Raw genomic sequence first — 16,917 nt, 5'->3', positions numbered from 1 at the left:
TCCCGGCGCACGACGTGGGAAGTGAGAGCTGGTCATGCTGTCCAACGGCGACGTTTTCGCCGGTTATGTGATCGAGCGGCAGTTGGGTCGCGGGGGAATGGGTTCGGTCTACCTGGCCAAGCACCCGCGCCTGCCGCGCATGACCGCGCTCAAGTTGCTGAACCGGGAGATGGTCTTCGACAAGGAGGTTCGCGCCCGCTTCGAGCGGGAGGCGGACCTGGTCGCGCAGCTGGACCACCACAACATCGTCACCGTGTACGACCGCGGGCTGGAAGACGGCCAGCTGTGGATCTCGATGCAGTACATCGACGGTGTCGACGCCGCGAGCGTGAACGCGCTGACCCTGCCGCCCGAACGCGCCGTGCAGATCATCGCCGAGATGGGCGACGCGCTGGACTACGCGCACCGCAACGAGGTGCTGCACCGCGACGTGAAGCCGGCCAACATCCTGCTCGCGCGGTCCACCGGCGGCAAGGGCGAACGCGTCTACCTCACCGACTTCGGCATCGCCCGCCTGCGCGACGACCACGGCCAGAACCTCACCCAGACCGGCACTTTCACCGCCACCCTGGCCTACGCCTCGCCCGAACAGCTCACCGGTTCGGCGCTGGACGGGCGCTCCGACCAGTACTCGCTGGCCTGCACCCTGTTCTGGCTGCTCACCGGGTCCGGCCCGTTCTCGGCCACCAATCCGGCCGCCGTCATCCAGGGGCACCTGCAGAATCCGCCGCCGCCGCTGAGCAGCGCCCGCCCGGGGCTGCCGCCGGCGCTGGACATGGTGCTGAACAAGGCCATGGCCAAGCGCGCGGAGGAGCGGTTCGCCACCTGCAGCGACTTCGCCGCGGCCGCGCGCCGGGCGCTGTCCGCGCCGAGCGCGCCGGCCATGCCGCTGGTGGGCAACCGCACCGCGCCGCCGATGCCGGTGCAGCCGCACACCGGCGGCGCCGGCCCGATGGTCAATCCCATGACCGGCGGTCCGAGCCCGACCACCTCGGGGCCGAACCACTTCCAGACCATGGGCCACACGCCGCAGCCGCAGCCGGTGGCCAACACCTACACCGGCGCCCCGCAGCCGACGAACCAGTACACCGCCCCGGCCTACAACTTCGCCAACACCGGCGGGGGAGTTCCGCCGGGCCCGCCGACCATGGGCGGCCCGATCGGCGGTCAGCGCCCGGGTGGGCCGCCGCCGAAGAAGTCCAACGCCGGAGTGATCATCGGCGCCATCGTCGGCGCGCTCGTGCTGGTCATCGGCGCGGTCGTGGTCGGTGTGGCGCTCGGCGGCGGCAGCGACGAGGAGAACCGCGGCCTGACAACGGCTTCGGGGGTGTCCACCACCGCGAAGTCGAACCCCACGGGCAAGACCACGCCCTCGGCGAAACCGACCACCACCTCGGCGGGCTCGCCCGGTGACGCCTCGGCGATCGCCGCGAAGTTCCCGCGCATGGTGCCCGCGTCCGAGAGCGGCGACATCGGCTACAACGGTGCGGACTGCTGGGTGGCCGATCCGTCCAGCCCGCCGGACAAGTCCGACGGCGAGCCCGATTTCGGCGACTACTCGGTGCAGTGGCGCTGCTTCGGCGGCGGCGAGAACAAGGATCCGTTCTACCGGTTCTACGTCTACAGCTCCCCGGCCAAGGCGCAGGCCGTGGTGAACGCGCTGTCCCCGGACACCAAGTCCTCCGACGCCAACGGCGGCAAGACCTACACGAACTACCAGTTCACCGATCAGGATCGCCCGCGCATGGTCACCGCCTTCACCGGCGACAACGAGCGCGCGGTGTTCCTGATGTACACCGACGGCGTGGTCGGCACCATCGACGAGGTGCTCACCTGGTGGCGCTCGGCGCCGCTGAACTGATCCGGGTGCACGGATCGGCCGGTATTCGGCCGGTCCGGAGCCGGATCGCCGCCGTGCCGACGCGGCTCCGGGCGCGAATTCGGCACACCCGTCCCGGTCTGTTGCCTGAGCCACGGCCTGGAGCGGGGAGGTTGTCGGGCCCGCCGCGCGCGCGTTAGGGTCCCGTTCGTAATCGAGCGAAAGGGTCGGCGTGCTGCGCAGCGGGGAGAGGTTCGCCGGTTACCTGATCGAGCGCGAACTCGGCCGGGGCGGAATGGGCGCGGTGTACCTGGCCCAGCATCCGCGGCTGCCGCGCCGGACGGCGCTCAAGCTGCTGAACCGGGATCTGTTCGGCGATACCGAGACTCGCGCCCGCTTCGAGCGGGAGGCCGATCTGGTGGCCCGGCTCGAGCATCCGCACATCGTGCCGATCTACGACCGCGGCAGCGACGGCGATCAGCTGTGGATCTCCATGCGCTACATCGACGGCCCCGACGCCTCCACCCTGGATTCGGCGAAACTGGCTCCGGCCCAGGCCGTCCGGATCATCGCGGCCACCGCCCAGGCGCTGGACTACGCGCATCGCAAGGGCGTGCTGCACCGCGACGTGAAGCCCGCCAACATCCTGCTGGAACACGATGACGGCGAGGACCGGGTCTTCCTGGCGGACTTCGGCATCGCGCGCCTGCGCGACGATTCCGCGGCCCGGCTCACCCAGACCGGCTCGTTCACCGCGACCCTGGCCTACGCGGCTCCCGAACAGCTGATCGGCGGCGACCTCGATCACCGTTGCGACCAGTACTCGCTGGCCTGCACGCTGTTCCGGCTGCTGACCGGCGACGTGCCCTTCAGCGCCGAGCATCCGGTGGCGATCATGCAGGGGCACCTGAACACCCCGCCGCCCCGGGTGAGCGCCGTGCGGCCCGGTCTGCCGCCCGCGCTGGACGCGGTCCTGGCCCGCGCCATGGCGAAAAGTCCCGCGGAACGGTTCGATTCGTGCGTCGAGCTCGCCACCGCCGCGCAGCGCGCCCTGACGGGCGGGCACCCGGGCAACGGATACGCGGGCGCGGCGCCCGGCGGTGCCCGGGGCGGCGCGCACGCGAGCAACGGCGTTCCCGGCCGCGGCGCCGCGGGTAACGGGGCCGGCGGCTACGCCGGGAACGGACCCGGTGGCCACGCGGGCAACGGGTCCGGCGGTCTGGCCCGGCCGGCCGGCTTCCAGGGGACGCCCGCTCCCGGATACGCACCCGCACAGGCGACCCCGCCGCCGCGCGGGGTGATCAGCGTGCCGTCGCAGCCCGTGCCGGCCCGTCCCAGCGCCGCCCCGCCCACGAACTTCACCGCCGGCGTCGCCCGTCCGCCCGCGCCCGCCCCGGCGCCGCGTCCCGCGACCCGCAAGTTCGGCGCCTCCGCCGCCGGAACGTCGTTGCCGGGCAATCGAACTCCCGCTCCGGCCGCTCCGGCACCGCGGCTGCCCGGAGCCCGTCCCGGTCCCGGCTGGGGCAGGCAACCGGTCCGGAAGCGCCGCAAGTCCCGCCTGCGCGGCTGTCTGCTGTGGGTCGTGGTGCTCACGGTGGCGGTGCTGCTCCTGGCGGGTGGTTGTGTGGCCGTGGCGAACCGCTATCTGCCGTTCGGCACCACGACCACGCCGACCACGGTCGTGCCGACCACCGAGTACGAAGCGCCTGCCGAGCCCACAACCGTATGGGAACCGACGTACGAAACGACCTCCGACGCGCCGTCTCCCGAGGGCAGTATTGCCCCCATACCCTGAGTTCACGCCCGATTTGTGAGGAGTCCATGAGGTTGCGGGTCTAGGGGGTATCCCGGATGGCGCGGCTCAGCGAAGGCCGACACACTGGACACCATGACTTCGAACGTCTCGGACTCCGTCACCCTCGACAAGGGCGCGACCGAGGTCGCCGCCCGGGCGACCGAACTGACAAAGTTCTACGGATCAGGCGACACCCAGGTGCGTGCGCTGGACGGGGTGACCGCCGACTTCGCGAAAGGGGAGTTCACCGCGATCATGGGACCCTCGGGTTCCGGCAAATCGACCCTCATGCACTGCCTGGCCGGATTGGACGCCGCCACCGGCGGATCGGTTCACATCGGCGACACCGACCTCACCCAGCTCTCGGACAAGCAGATGACCCAGTTGCGCCGCGACCGCATCGGCTTCGTCTTCCAGGCGTTCAACCTGGTTCCCACCCTGACGGCACTGGAGAACATCACCCTGCCGCTGGACATCGCCGGCCGCAAGGCCGACGAGAAGTGGCTCACCAGCGTGGTCGAGCGGCTCGGTCTGACCGATCGCCTCAACCACCGGCCCAGCGAACTCTCCGGCGGCCAGCAGCAGCGCGTGGCCTGCGCCCGGGCGCTCGCGGGGCAGCCGGACATCATCTTCGGCGACGAGCCGACCGGTAACCTCGACTCCCGCTCGTCCGGGGAAGTGCTCTCCATCCTGCGCGCCGCGGTCGACGAATTCCGTCAGACCGTGGTAATCGTGACGCACGATCCGCGCGCGGCCTCCTACGCCGATCGCGTGGTCTTCCTCGCCGACGGTCATATCGTCGACGAATTGCGCTCGCCCACCGCCGATTCCGTGCTCGACAAGATGAAGTCGCTGGAGACCGTCTGATGTCCGGAAGTCCCATGCGCAAGGTCGCCTTGCGCAATCTCGCCGCGCACAAGGTGCGACTGGTGCTGACCCTGCTGTCGGTGGTTCTCGGAACCGCCTTCATCGCGGGCTCGTTCGTCTTCACCGATACCCTGCAGGGCAGCTTCGACGACATCTTCGCCAATCAGGCCAAGGGCGTCGACGTTCGCGTCGCGCCGAAGGAGCGCCAGTCCCTGGGCATTCCGAACGAGGACGTCGACAAGATCGCCGCCATGTCCGGTGTGCGCTCGGTCGCGCCCAGCGTGAACGGCCCGGTCGTCCTGCTGCAGGACGGCAAGGCGGTGCAGACCGGCGGCGCGCCCACCTTCGGCAACTCGTATCTGCCGCCGGACAAGGCGATCGCCGAGCCGGACAAGTTCCTACGCGGCGTGCCGCCGAGCAAGGCCGGTGAGATCGCCATCAACGAGGGCGGCGCCGATCGCGCCGGCCTGCAGGTGGGTGATCGGACAACGGTGCTGATTCCCTCGAAGGGCAACATCGACGTCACCGTGAGCGGCATCTACGACCTGCCCTCCAACACCGGCGGTTTCATCAATCTGCTCTTCGACGACGCCCAGGCGCGCGAGCTCTTCACCGACGGTCAGCACGTCGCCTTCGTGGACATCGCCGCGAAACCCGGTGTGGCGGCGAACGATCTGCGCGACGAGATCGCCAAGACCATGCCGAACTACAAGGTGCAGAACGGCGATCAGGTCCGCGAGGACATGAAGAAGGAGGTCGGGGACGCGCTCAAGTTCATCAACTACTTCCTGCTGGCCTTCGGCTCCATCGCGCTCATCGTCGGCACCTTCATCATCTACAACACCTTCTCGATGCTGGTGGCACAGCGCCTGCGCGAACTCGCGCTGCTGCGCGCCGTCGGCGCGAGCCGCGGGCAGGTGGGCCGCTCGGTGGTCGGCGAGGCGCTGATCATCGGAATCATCGGCAGCGCACTGGGTCTCGCGGCCGGCGTCGGGCTCGCCTTCGGGCTCTCGGCCATGCTCAACGCCTTCGATCTCGGTCTGCCGACCGGCTCGATGTCGGTGCAGCCGCGCACCATCGTGGTCGGCGTGCTGGTCGGCGTGCTGGTGACCGTGGTCAGCGCCTACGCGCCCGCCCGCCGCGCCGCCACGATTCCGCCGGTGGAGGCCATGCGCGCGGAATTCAGTTCGCACGACGGCTCGTTGCGCATGCGGTCCATCGTCGGCGCGGTGCTCGCCGTCGCCGGTGTGGCCCTGGTGGTGATCGGCGCCCAGCGCACCGGCGGCAACGCCGCAGCGACCGTCGGCGTCGGCGCGCTCGCCCTGATCTTTGCCGTGCTGCTGGCCTCGCCCGCGCTCTCGCGCCCGGTGGTCGGTGCGCTCGGCATACTGGTGCGGCCCTTCGGCCCGGTCGGGCAGATGGCGCGGAACAACGCCCGCCGCAACCCCCGGCGCACGGCCGCGACGGCCTTCGCGCTCACCCTCGGACTCATGCTGGTCTCGGCCATCGGCATGCTCGGGGCCTCGGCCAAGGCGAGCATCACCGACCTCGTGGACAAGGGCGTGAAGGCGGACTACATCCTGGCCGGCCCGCCCGGGGGCATCATCGGCGTGCCGCTGCCCGCCGGCGACGCGGTGAAATCCGTGCCGGGGATCAAGGACGTCGTGGCCTTCCACGTGATGGCCGTCAAGGTCGGCGACGAGCAGGTGTTCGGCACCGTCGCCGAGGGACCGCTGGACAACGTGCTCAGTTACGACCTGCTCTCGGGCACCCGGACGCTGGGCGACAACGACATCCTGGTGTCGGAAACCGTTGCGGGCGAGCACGGCTGGAAGGTCGGCGAGAAGGTCGAGCTGACCAGCCTGGATTTCAAGAAGTATCCGGTCACCGTCAGCGGCGTGTACAAGGACACCCAGCTGCTCGGGCCGCTGGTGGCCTCGACGTCGCTGTACAACCAGGTCATGCCGGTGAACTTCCGCAACAACTTCATCGTCCTGATGACCGCGGAACCCGGTGCGAACCTCGCCACCATGCGCACCGACCTGGAGAAGGCCATGGAACCCTATGTGGTGGTGCAGGTTCAGGACCGCGAGGACTTCAAGGGCGCGCAGGGCAAGCAGATCAACACCATGCTCGCCATCCTGTACGGCCTGCTGGCGCTGGCGGTGGTGATCGCCATCCTCGGCATCGTGAACACCCTCGCGCTGTCGGTGGTCGAACGCCGCCGGGAGATCGGCATGCTGCGCGCGGTGGGCATGCAACGCCCGCAGGTGCGGCGCACCATCTATCTGGAGTCCATGCTCATCGCCATCTTCGGCGCGGTGGTCGGCGTGGTGCTCGGCCTCGGGCTCGGCGTCGGATTCCTGCGCACGCTGCGGGATCTCGGCCTCGCGCAGATCGCGGTGCCGTGGGGGCAGCTGGTGCTGATGCTCGTCGGATCCGGGTTCGTCGGCGTGCTCGCGGCGCTGTGGCCCGCGGTCCGGGCGGCGCGGACGCCGCCGCTGGCCGCCATCGCCGACGTCTAGGTCGCGCGGAAGGGATTGCGGTACAGGCGCTCCGGCCGGTCACCACGGTGACCGGCCGGAGCCGTTCGTGCTGCCGGGTGACTCGGAGCCGCGACCGCCCGATTCCCGACGCCTAGGGCCGGAACAGCTCTCCGGCGTACGGGCCGGGCACGAGATCGCCCGCGGCGAGCGCGAGGCTCGACTCCGGGGCGACCGGGCCGAGCGAACTCGACTTGCCGCTGTTCGCGATGATCGCGATCGCCACGATCACGATGATCAGGACCACCACGATGCCGCCGATGATCCAGCCGATCGGACTCGAACTCTGCTGCGGCGGTTGCCGGTACATCTGCTGCGACGGATTGCGCGGCTGGCCGGACTGGCCATAGGCCGGCACCGGGGCCTGGTGTACGAAACCCTTGTTCGCCGGGTTCTGATACGACGGCGTCGCGATCGGCGGCGGCTGTTGTTGCTGGGGGAACGCGGGCGCGGACCCGGACTGGCTCGGATACGCCGGGCCGGGGGTCGCGGACTGGTTCGGGTACGCCGGGGACGAGCCGCCCGACTGCTGCGGGAAGGCCGGTCCCGACTGCTGATTCGGGTACGCCGCACCGGAATTGGGGACCGGGTAGGCCGAACCGGAGCCGGACTGCTTGGGGTACGCCGGGGTCGACGGGGGCGGCTGATTCGGGAACGCGGGCCGCGGATTGGGGCCGGGCTGTGGGCCGGGCGGCTGCGGCCGCGGGGTGGCGGGGGTGGCCGGCTTGATGACGGGCTGCGGATGCGCCGGGGTCGGCTGCCGCGGCGGCGCCGGGTTGACGATCGGCTGCGGCCGCACCGGGGTCGGCGGGCGCGGGGGCGTGCGCGGAGCGGTGAGCACGCGTTCGATGGCCGCGGCGAATTCGGTGCAGGAGCGGAAGCGGTCCTGCGGGCGCTTGGCCAGCGCGCGGGCCAGGACGCCGTCGATGGCGCGGGGTAGCTCGGGGCGCAGCGGGCTGGCCGGGGGCGGCGGTTGCTGCAGGTGCCCGCGGATCACCGCCGCGGGGCTGGTGCCCTCGAACGGCACCGCGCCGGTGAGCAATTGGAACAGGGTGCAGGCCAGCGCGTACTGGTCCGAGCGGCCGTCCAGGGTCGCGCCGGTGAGCTGTTCGGGCGAGGCGTAGGCCAGGGTCGCGGTCACGGTGCCGGTCTGGGTGAGATGACCGGTGTCGTCGCGCAGCCGGGCGATGCCGAAGTCGGTGAGATACACCCGCTCCCCGCCGGAACCCGACTTGGCCGAGGCCCGGGCCAGCAGGATGTTGGCGGGCTTCACATCGCGATGCAGGACGCCGCGCCCGTGCGCGTAGTCCAGCGCCTTGGCGGTCTCGGTGATGATCTGCACGGCCCGCATGGGCGGCAGGTTCCCGGCCTTGACCGCGGCCGCGTTCACCCCGTCGACGAACTGCATGGATATCCACAGCTGTTCGCCCTCGGTGCCGCGGTCGTAGACCGTGACGATATTCGGATGGTCCAACTGCGCCACCAGGTCCGCTTCCCGGACGAACCGGGCACGAATCTCGGTGTCGGTGAACATCTCCTGATTGAGCAGTTTCAACGCCGTCTTCCGCGGCAGCCGCGGATGCTGGGCCAGATATACCGCTCCCATACCGCCGCGACCGAGCTCGCGTTCGATGACGTAACCGGCGAACACATCACCAGAGCGCAATGCCGAGCCCCCGTTTCCACGAGATAGATCCGCCCAGGAGCCTACCGTGCTCAATTTGCCCTCCGCTCCGCTCCGGGCGGGTTCGCGGCCGCTGTCAGGCCTTTCCGGCGTTCTGGTTGGCCCAGGACTGGACGTCGCCGCGGTCCAGGGCGACGGCGAGGAGGTCCGGGAAGCGGTCGGGGGTGCAGGCGAAGGCGGGGACGCCGAGGGCGGACAGGGCCGCGGCGTTGTCGTGGTCGTAGGCGGGGGCGCCCTCGTCCGAGAGGGCCAGCAGGACCACCACCTGCACGCCGGACTCGGTCATGGCGCGGATGCGGCGCAGCATCTCCGCGCGGACGCCGCCCTCGTAGAGATCGGAGATCAGTACGAACAGGCTGTCGGCGGGGCGGGTGATGAGGGACTGGGAGTAGGCGATCGCGCGATTGATGTCGGTGCCGCCGCCGAGTTGGGTGCCGAACAGGACGTCGACCGGATCGGACAGCTTGTCGGTGAGATCGACGACCGCGGTGTCGAACACCACCAGCGACGTCTTCAGCGAGCGCATCGACGCCAGCACCGCGCCGAACACCGAGGCGTACACCACGCTCGACGCCATCGACCCGGACTGGTCGATGGCCAGCACCACGTCGCGTTTCACCGCCTGCGCCTTGCGCCCGTAGCCGACCAGGCGTTCGGGCACCACGGTGCGGTGCTCGGGCAGATAGTTGGCCAGGTTCTTGCGGATGGTGCGATCCCAGTCGATATCGCGGAGTTTGGGCCGCGAGACCCGGGCCGCGCGATTGAGCGCGCCGCCGACGGCCGCGATGGTCTGCGCGGCCAGCCGCCGCTCGATCTCGCGGACCACCTTCTCCACCACGGTCCGCGCGGTGGCCTTGGTGGTCTCGGGCATCACCCGGTTCAGGCTCAGCAGTGTGCCGACCAGGTGCACATCCGGTTCCACCGCCTCGAGCAGTTCCGGCTCCAGCAGCAGTTCGGTCAGGTTCAGCCGGTCCACGGCGTCGCGCTGCATGACCTCGACGACCGTCGACGGGAAGTACCGCCGGATGTCGCCGAGCCACCGCGCGACCTGCGGCGCGGACCCGCCCAGCCCGCCCGAGCGCCGCCCGCTCCCGCCCTGCCCGCCCCCGTCGTACAGCGCACCCAGCGCCCGGTCCATGGCCTGGTCCTCGGCCGCGCCGAGCCCGCCCGTGCCGCCGCCCTCGGCGGGCGCCCCGAGCACCAGCCGCCACCGTCGGGCCTGCGCTTCGTCCACGTCGGTCATGACATCACTCCGGTTCTGTTCGTTCTCACCCGGTGAGCCCGAGGATCGTGGCGGCCGCGCTCAGCGCGAGTTCACCGCGGACGGTGTCGTAGTCGGTGACGCCCGCCGGCGTCGCGGCGGCGCCCGTGTGGCGCACCGCCTGCGCGATGGCCTGGCGCTCACCGGAATCGAAGCCGCCGAACGTGCGGCGCAGCAGCGGCAGGGTGGCCACGAACTGCTCCTCGTCCAGCGTGCACAGCCAGGTGTCGATGAGCGAGAGCAGGTTTCGGTCGTGCACCAGCAGCAGCCCGCGCCCGCCCAGGAAGCCGTCGATCCAGGCGGCCTTGTCGGCGGCCGCGTGGCCCACCGACAGCGCGGCCGCGAGCCGGCGCGCCGATTCGGCCGCGTCGATCACCTCGGCGTCGCAGAGCAGCCGCACCGCGCGCCCGATGAGACCGCCGTGGATATCGGCGCGGTCGGCCACCCCGCGCAGGGCGGTGAGCCAGGACCGGGTGGCCCACTCGTCGTCGCGCGCCGACAGTGCCTGGTGCACACCGTCCATCAGCGCGCGCAGCGCGGCGGCGGAGTCGGCGTCCAAGCCGGTGACCGCGCTGGGCAGTCCCGCGCACACCCGCACCAGCAGGCCGTCCGCGACCCGGGTGAGGGCGGCGCCGTCGGTGCCGCGCACGTCGCCGTAGCGCAGCGTCCGCAGCAGTCCGGGCAGTGCCGCCAGCAGGTGCGTGACGTCGTGATCCAGTGCCGCAACGCTTTCCAGGCGCGCGATGAGCCCGTCGGTGGCCCCGCCCAGGTCGGCGAGCAGCGCCGCTTCCAGCGCGTTCGCCACCTGTCCGACCGTCGCGTCCGGCGCGGCGACCGTGTCGAGGATCTTGGCCGCGGCGGCGGTGCGCAGCGTGGTGCCCCAGCGCGCGGCCTCCACGATCGAGATCGCGAGTTCGGGCCGCCACTGCAGTACCCACGTCTCGCGGAAGGTGCCGGTGGCCCGCACCTGGCTGTCGGTCAGCCGCCCCCACTCGATCCCCAGCAGCCGGAGCTGGTGCAGCAGCCGCGATTTCGCCAGGCCCTGCTCGGTCCGCAGATCCAGGTCCACGGTCCGTTCGAGGGCCTGCTGCTTCATCCGCAGGGTCTTGATCCGCGCCCGCAGATCGGCTTCCAACGGCACCGTCGGCGTCCCCTCGGGTACCGCGCCCAGCGCCTCCCCGACCACCAGTTCGGTGCTCACCAGCCGCTGCATCACCTCGTCGCCGTCGCACAGCACGGCCCGGGTGGCCTCGGTGACCTCGGACAATCCCGCCAGCGGCCGCTCGCGCAGCGTGGCCAGGGTCTCGGCGAGGCGCACCGCCTCGATGATGTGCGCGCTCGACACCGGCAGATCGTGGGTGCGCAGCATCCCCGCCACCCGTGTCAGCCACCGCGCGATCGGCTGCTCGGTGACGGTGAACAGATGGTGGTACCACCCCGGCGAGGTGATCCCCGCCCCGTACCCCGAGGTACTGGAGAGTCGCGAGTGCGTCCACGGCACCCAGGTCAGCGTCGCCTTCCCCCGTGGCAGCCCCTTGAGCAGCCGCGCGTCAGCCGCCGCCGGCCCGAGCTTGCCCTCGAGCGCGGGCGCGTGCCACGCCCCGCACACCACGGCCAGCCGCACCGCCCCGTCCTTGAGCGCCTTGCGCATGACCTGCCGCATGTACGCCTCGCGCACGAGCGTGTGCGTGTCGAGCACGATGCGCCCCGGTGCGACGGCGGCCGGATCACTCGGATCGAAATCGGCCGACTGCCCGTACTCGCCGGCGTACGGCTCGGCGAACAGCGCTGCGCCGGAGTCGTTGTCGCCGCTATCGGTAGCCGCTTCGTCGACAGGGGCCGCTGCACCGGCCCGACCTTCCCGATCGGTGTCGTCCGGCTGTACCTGTCGGCCGGGGTGAGACTCCCCGGGCAGCCGCCCCGCGGCAGCAGGGCTGTCCTCCGAGCGTGGCGCGGCTTCGGTAGCCGTCGCACCTTCGGAATCGGTGACGCCCGGGGCGGTGACGGTTTCGGTCGAGCCCGGGGGCAGCGGCGGGGTTCCGCCGACGGTGCCGGGGCTCGCGGGCTCGCCGTCCGGCCCGAGTTGCTCCGCGTGTTCGCGCAGCGCCGCCATCGCGTCGTTGACCGCCGGGAAAATGTCGGCGTCCGTGGCCGATTCGACGATCGCGTCCCACCAGCGCTCGGCGTCGTCGTAGCCGCCGGCCTCGGCGAGCAGCGCGAGCGGGTCGCCGGTGGGGACCGGATCCTGCTCCATGGCCAGCACGGTCGCGGCGGGCAGATCGCAGAATCCCACGCGCACACCGTGTTCGGCGGCGTAGGTCATGGCCTGCCACTCCGGGGAGAACTCGGCGAACGGCCACATCGCGGCCTTGGCCGGTTCGTCCGGGCGGTAGCCGAGCAGCGCGACCGGGGGCTCCATGCCGTCGGCGGCGACGAAACCCAGCAGCGGGTCGGCGTCGGCCGGGCCCTCGATCAGAATCACGTCCGGCCGGAACCGGTTCAGCGCCAAACGCAGTGACCGCGCCGAACCCGGCCCGTGATGGCGGATCCCGAACACCCGGGTCTCGGGCTCCGGGCGCACCGTGACGCCCGACGTACTCGACTTCGTCTGCTTCGCAGGGGATACGGGCGTGGCGGAATCTCCGGGTCCGGCCTCCGCCACCGCGGACCCGGACTCCGGAACCGCGGCCGCCGGCCCGGCGGCGTCGGCGCGCATCAGCTCACCTCGCGGGCGGCGCGGTAGAAGTCGGCCCAGTCCGGGCGCTGGCGCACAACGGCTTCCAGGTACTCGGTCCACACCACCCCGTCCGCGACCGGATCCTTGATGACCGCGCCCAGCACCGCCCCGGCCACGTCGCCCGCGCGCAGCACGCCGTCCCCGAAGTGCGCGGCCAGCGCCAGCCCGTTGGTGATCACCGAGATCGCCTCGGCGGTCGACAGCGTGCTGGACGGCGACTTGAGCTTGGTGCGGCCGTCGGCCGTCATGCCCGAGCGCAGCTCCCGGAAGATGCGCACCACCCGGCGCACCTCCTCGGCGGCCGCGGGCACGGCGGGCAATTCCAGTGCGGTGCCGAGCTGTTCGACCCGGCGGGTGACGATCGCGACCTCCTCGTCCTCCCCGGCGGGCAGCGGCAGCACGACGGTGTTGAAGCGCCTGCGCAGCGCGGAGGACAGCTCGTTCACGCCGCGATCGCGATCGTTGGCGGTGGCGATGAGGTTGAAGCCCTTGGCCGCCTGCACCTCGGCGCCGAGTTCGGGCACCGGGAGCGTCTTCTCCGACAGCACGGTGATGAGCGCGTCCTGCACGTCCGACGGGATACGGGTGAGCTCCTCGAGCCGTGCGATCGAACCGGCCCGCATCGCGGTCATGATGGGCGAGGGCACCAGCGCCGCCTCGCTCGGACCCTCCGCGAGCAGCCGGGCGTAGTTCCAGCCGTAGCGAATCGCCTCCTCCGCGGTGCCGGAGGTGCCCTGCACCAGCAGGGTGGACCGGCCCGAGACGGCCGCCGCGAGGTGCTCGGACACCCAGGTCTTGGCGGTGCCGGGCACGCCGATCAGCAGCAGCGCGCGATCGGTGGCCAGGGTCGAGACCGCGACCTCCATCAGCCGGCGCGGGCCCACGTACTTGGGCGAGATCACGGTGCCGTCCGCCAGCGCGCCGCCCAGCAGATAGGTGACGACGGCCCACGGCGAGAGCCGCCACGACGGCGGGCGCGGGCGATCGTCGGCGGCCGCGAGCGCGGCCAGTTCGTCGGCGAACGCCTGCTCGGCGTGCGGGCGCAGCAGGGTCGCGGACTCGTCGGTGGTTCGAACGTCGGAAGTGGTCACTGCAGCTCCTCGAGCATCGTCTTACGGTGAATCAGGTCATGGGCGAGCTGGTCGAAAGCCTGCTCCCAGTAGGGATCTCCGCACCGCCGCGCGATACCGGCCACCATCTCGGCGGCCGTCACCGGGAAATGCGCGGAGGAGGCGCGGAACAGCGTGCGATAGGAACCGGGCACCAGCGAGGGCGCGCCCGGCCGGTCGGCGGACAACTGCGCGCGCTCGAGCAGCAGCCGCAGCACGTGCTCGGCCATCGGGGCGGGCCACGGATGCGGCACCGCGCGCAGCAGCGATTCGATCTCGGCAAGCCAGCTGCTGTCCAGGCGGCGCAGGTGCCGGATCTGATCGTCCAGCGGTTGCAGGGCGAACAGCTCGCGCAGCTTCTCGCTGTCGGACTCACCCGCCTCCTGCGCCGCGAACGCCGTGAACAGCGCCTTGGCCCACGCCGAATCCCGCTGCGCGAGCGTGGCATCGGACCAGCCCGCGAACATCGGACCGCGCATGCCCTGGGACATGGCCACCCGCACCGCCTGTTCCGGCGGGCCCAGCACCCGTTCCCAATGCGCCAGCGGGGTGCCGGCCACGACCCGGTGCAGCCATTCAGCGGCCAGATCCGGTGCGCCGTCCGCGCGATAGGCGGTGTAGCCGTAGGAATCCCCGACACCGTCCCGGCGCGCGGCGTCGTCGAGCACGCCCGGGCCGGTGGTGGTGAGCACCGGCCGGAGCAGTCGCGGCCCGAAACTCAGCCACGCGCCCGCCCGTTCGGCCATGCGCGCCGCGAAGGTGGAATCCGGCAACCGAGCCAGCAGATCCGCCGCCGTGCGCCGTACCTCGGCCCGCCGATCATCGAGCGCGGTCTCCAGCATCGCCTCGTCGCCGAGCCCGAGCCCGTCGGCGAGCACCAGCAGCAATTCCGCCCGGCCCGGCCCGGATTCGGTGCCCCAGGATCCGGCCAGCGCCGCCAGCGCGGCGTGCCGGTCGCGAGACCGCAACTGCGCCAGCCATAGTCGCCGCTCGGCGGGCCGACCGTGCGACCACACCGACTCGTCCTCGACCGGGACCCGTACCAGCGACCGCCAGCCCGGGTGCTGCGCGGCCAGCCACCGCCCGCGCGCGCCCGCCAGGCGCAGCAGTGATTCCCGGTGCGCCGACAGCGATTTGGCTCGATCCAGCAGCAGGCTGCACAGTTCGTCGGGTGCCCGGAAGTCGTGGACGGCCGCCGCGGCGAACCACTCGTCCAGGAACGGCGAGTTCTCCCCGAGCAGCTCCGCCAGGTGCGCACCCGCGCCCCGGGGCAGCAGCGGCCGATCGTCGTCCTGCGCCGTGTCCGGCTGTTTCACCGCACCCGCGGTGACCGCGCCCCGCGCGAAACAGTCCTGCAGCGCGATGGTGTCGAGCAGGGCGGCGGCGGGCTCACCGGTCAGCCGCGCGCTCAGCGCCGCGACCGGCCCCGGCAGCGCGCCGCCGTCGCCCTGCCGCCGCGCCGTGCCCACCAGCGCGGTGGAGACGAGCTCGGCCAGGCCCGGATCATCACTCGCCGCGGTGAGACCCACCGAATTGCGCTCCGGGACAGCCACATCGGTGACCACCCCGGTGTGCAGCGCGGACACCGGGATCACCCCGGCCGCCGACCATTCCCCGACCAGGGTCACCGGATGCCCGCCGGACAACCCCAGCAGCTTCCACGGTTCCTCGTCGCCGGGCGCGATCGGCACCGCCGCGCCGTCGGGTTCGACCACGTACCAGCCGGTGTCCTCCCGCACCGGCACCACGCTCGCCAGCAGCACCGGCCACGACCGCAGGAACGGGTCGGCGCCTACGGCCACCGCGTGCTCGAGCAGCGCCGCGGCGATGCTCCCCGGCGCGGCCTCGTGCGCCCCCGGTCCGCCGGGCGCCGGATCCGCCGCCACGGAACCGGTTCGCGCGGCGGGTGGCCGCGGAATCGTGGTGAAGGGTTCGGGGGTGGAATGCCGTGTGCCCCACAGCGCGCGCAGGGGCGCGGCGCCCGGGTAGAAGCGCAGGTCCGCGTCCACCTCGTAGCCGGGCAGCGGGGTGTCCGGCGGGAAGCTGGGGCTGCCGTGATGGTGGTCCACGAGCAGCGCCCAGCGGCCGGACTCCCTGCCCCGCAACCAGATTCGGCGCGTGTACAGCGCTTCGTCGGAGGTCACGCGCTGCCCGAGCACCAGCCAGCGATCGCGGACGGCGGGCTCGGCGTGCACGGAATCGGCCGGGACCGGATAGCCCACGTGCGTGCGCACGCTCGCGCGCAGTGCCGGATCGAGGTCGTCCAGGCGGGTGTGCGCGACGGTCAGCAGGTGCAGGCGCGCGTATTCGCGCAGCAGCACCCGGGGCCAGTCCGCGCCGGTCGCGGCGCGCGGCAGATGGCGCAGCGTGACCGCGACGCCGGGGGCCTGCGCGTCGACCATGCGCGCGGCGACGGCGTCGAACGCGAGGTGGGAGCGGTCGGCCTGGGCCAGGCCGGTCCGCACCTGATCGGTGAGCCAGGTATCGAGATCGGCCAGGCCGGCCGCCACCCGCGCCCGTCGCTGATCGGCCGCGCCCGCCCGCCCCGCGCCCCCCGGCGGCGTCGCGGCGGCCGTGGCTTTCTTCGCTTCCCGCGCCGCGCGCCCGGCGAGCCATTCGGCGGCGAAATCGGCGGGCGCGCCGGTAGCCGGAACATTGCCCTCCGACCAGGAAAGCAAAAGGGACAGTGCGTGTTTGCACGGAAATTTCCGGCTCGGGCACGAGCATTTGTACGCGGGACCCGAGGTGTCGACCACGGTCTGATACGGGCGGCTGCCGCTGCCCGCGCACAGGCCCCACACCGTGCCCCCGTGCTCTCCGCTGCCGCTCCACTTGCCGCGCAGCTTGCGCGCGGCGGTGAGCGACGCCGCGTCGGGCGCCAGCGCCGCGATCTGCTCGGCGGTCCAGGCGGTGGTCATCGTGCCCCCTTCGTTCGTTCACCGCATGTCTATCGCAGGGCACCGACAAGTGCACGGGGCCGTATTTGCCGATATTTCGCCGGTCGCGGCCGTGGAAATTCTGCGGGCGTGATAGCTGAAATACCGTGCCCCCGGGATGAATTCACGCTCCGACAGCGCCCGAAACGAGTCACGCGCCGCGCGC

General features: G+C 71.8%; 9 protein-coding genes. 4 read left to right on the top strand and 5 right to left on the bottom strand.

What is annotated here, in order from left to right:
- The first annotated feature begins 34 nt into the window (after positions 1 to 34).
- From ACWIGI_RS18710 to ACWIGI_RS18695, 4 genes are all read left to right on the top strand, one after another.
- Positions 35 to 1,861 (top strand): protein kinase domain-containing protein, encoded by a 1,827-nt coding sequence (locus ACWIGI_RS18710; RefSeq protein WP_454203645.1) that lies wholly within the window; start codon positions 35 to 37, stop codon positions 1,859 to 1,861.
- A gap of 190 nt (positions 1,862 to 2,051) precedes the next feature.
- Positions 2,052 to 3,614, top strand: a complete 1,563-nt coding sequence (locus tag ACWIGI_RS18705; RefSeq protein ID WP_454203644.1) for a serine/threonine-protein kinase — start codon at positions 2,052 to 2,054, stop codon at positions 3,612 to 3,614.
- Between the two features lie 93 nt (positions 3,615 to 3,707).
- On the top strand, positions 3,708 to 4,481 hold the full coding sequence (locus tag ACWIGI_RS18700; protein WP_454203643.1) for an ABC transporter ATP-binding protein: 774 nt from the start codon (positions 3,708 to 3,710) through the stop codon (positions 4,479 to 4,481).
- Positions 4,481 to 7,006, top strand: a complete 2,526-nt coding sequence (locus ACWIGI_RS18695) for an ABC transporter permease (RefSeq protein WP_454203641.1) — start codon at positions 4,481 to 4,483, stop codon at positions 7,004 to 7,006. The genes ACWIGI_RS18700 and ACWIGI_RS18695 overlap by 1 nt, the downstream gene beginning before the upstream one ends.
- A gap of 112 nt (positions 7,007 to 7,118) precedes the next feature.
- Here the strand turns inward: ACWIGI_RS18695 and ACWIGI_RS18690 are convergent, their stop codons facing one another.
- The 5 genes from ACWIGI_RS18690 to ACWIGI_RS18670 all read right to left on the bottom strand — a co-directional run bounded on the left by ACWIGI_RS18690 (position 7,119) and on the right by ACWIGI_RS18670 (position 16,733).
- Positions 7,119 to 8,690, bottom strand: a complete 1,572-nt coding sequence (locus ACWIGI_RS18690) for a protein kinase domain-containing protein (protein ID WP_454203640.1) — start codon at positions 8,688 to 8,690, stop codon at positions 7,119 to 7,121.
- Positions 8,691 to 8,784: 94 nt separating this feature from the next.
- The gene (locus ACWIGI_RS18685) at positions 8,785 to 9,951 is read right to left on the bottom strand and encodes a VWA domain-containing protein (protein ID WP_454203639.1); all 1,167 of its coding nucleotides are present in this window, start codon (positions 9,949 to 9,951) and stop codon (positions 8,785 to 8,787) included.
- Between the two features lie 25 nt (positions 9,952 to 9,976).
- A complete protein-coding gene (locus ACWIGI_RS18680; RefSeq protein ID WP_454203638.1) occupies positions 9,977 to 12,685 on the bottom strand; it encodes a DUF5682 family protein in 2,709 nt (902 codons plus the stop codon).
- Positions 12,685 to 13,797, bottom strand: a complete 1,113-nt coding sequence (locus ACWIGI_RS18675; RefSeq protein WP_454203637.1) for an ATP-binding protein — start codon at positions 13,795 to 13,797, stop codon at positions 12,685 to 12,687. Before ACWIGI_RS18675 ends, ACWIGI_RS18680 begins: the two co-directional genes overlap by 1 nt.
- The gene (locus ACWIGI_RS18670; RefSeq protein ID WP_454203636.1) at positions 13,794 to 16,733 is read right to left on the bottom strand and encodes a DUF5691 domain-containing protein; all 2,940 of its coding nucleotides are present in this window, start codon (positions 16,731 to 16,733) and stop codon (positions 13,794 to 13,796) included. Before ACWIGI_RS18670 ends, ACWIGI_RS18675 begins: the two co-directional genes overlap by 4 nt.
- Between the last annotated feature and the right edge of the window lie 184 nt (positions 16,734 to 16,917).

This window comes from Nocardia sp. NPDC055321, assembly GCF_053645575.1.
The sequence above is the reverse complement of the archived record's forward strand: the minus strand, read 5'-3'. Positions and strand labels throughout refer to the sequence as shown.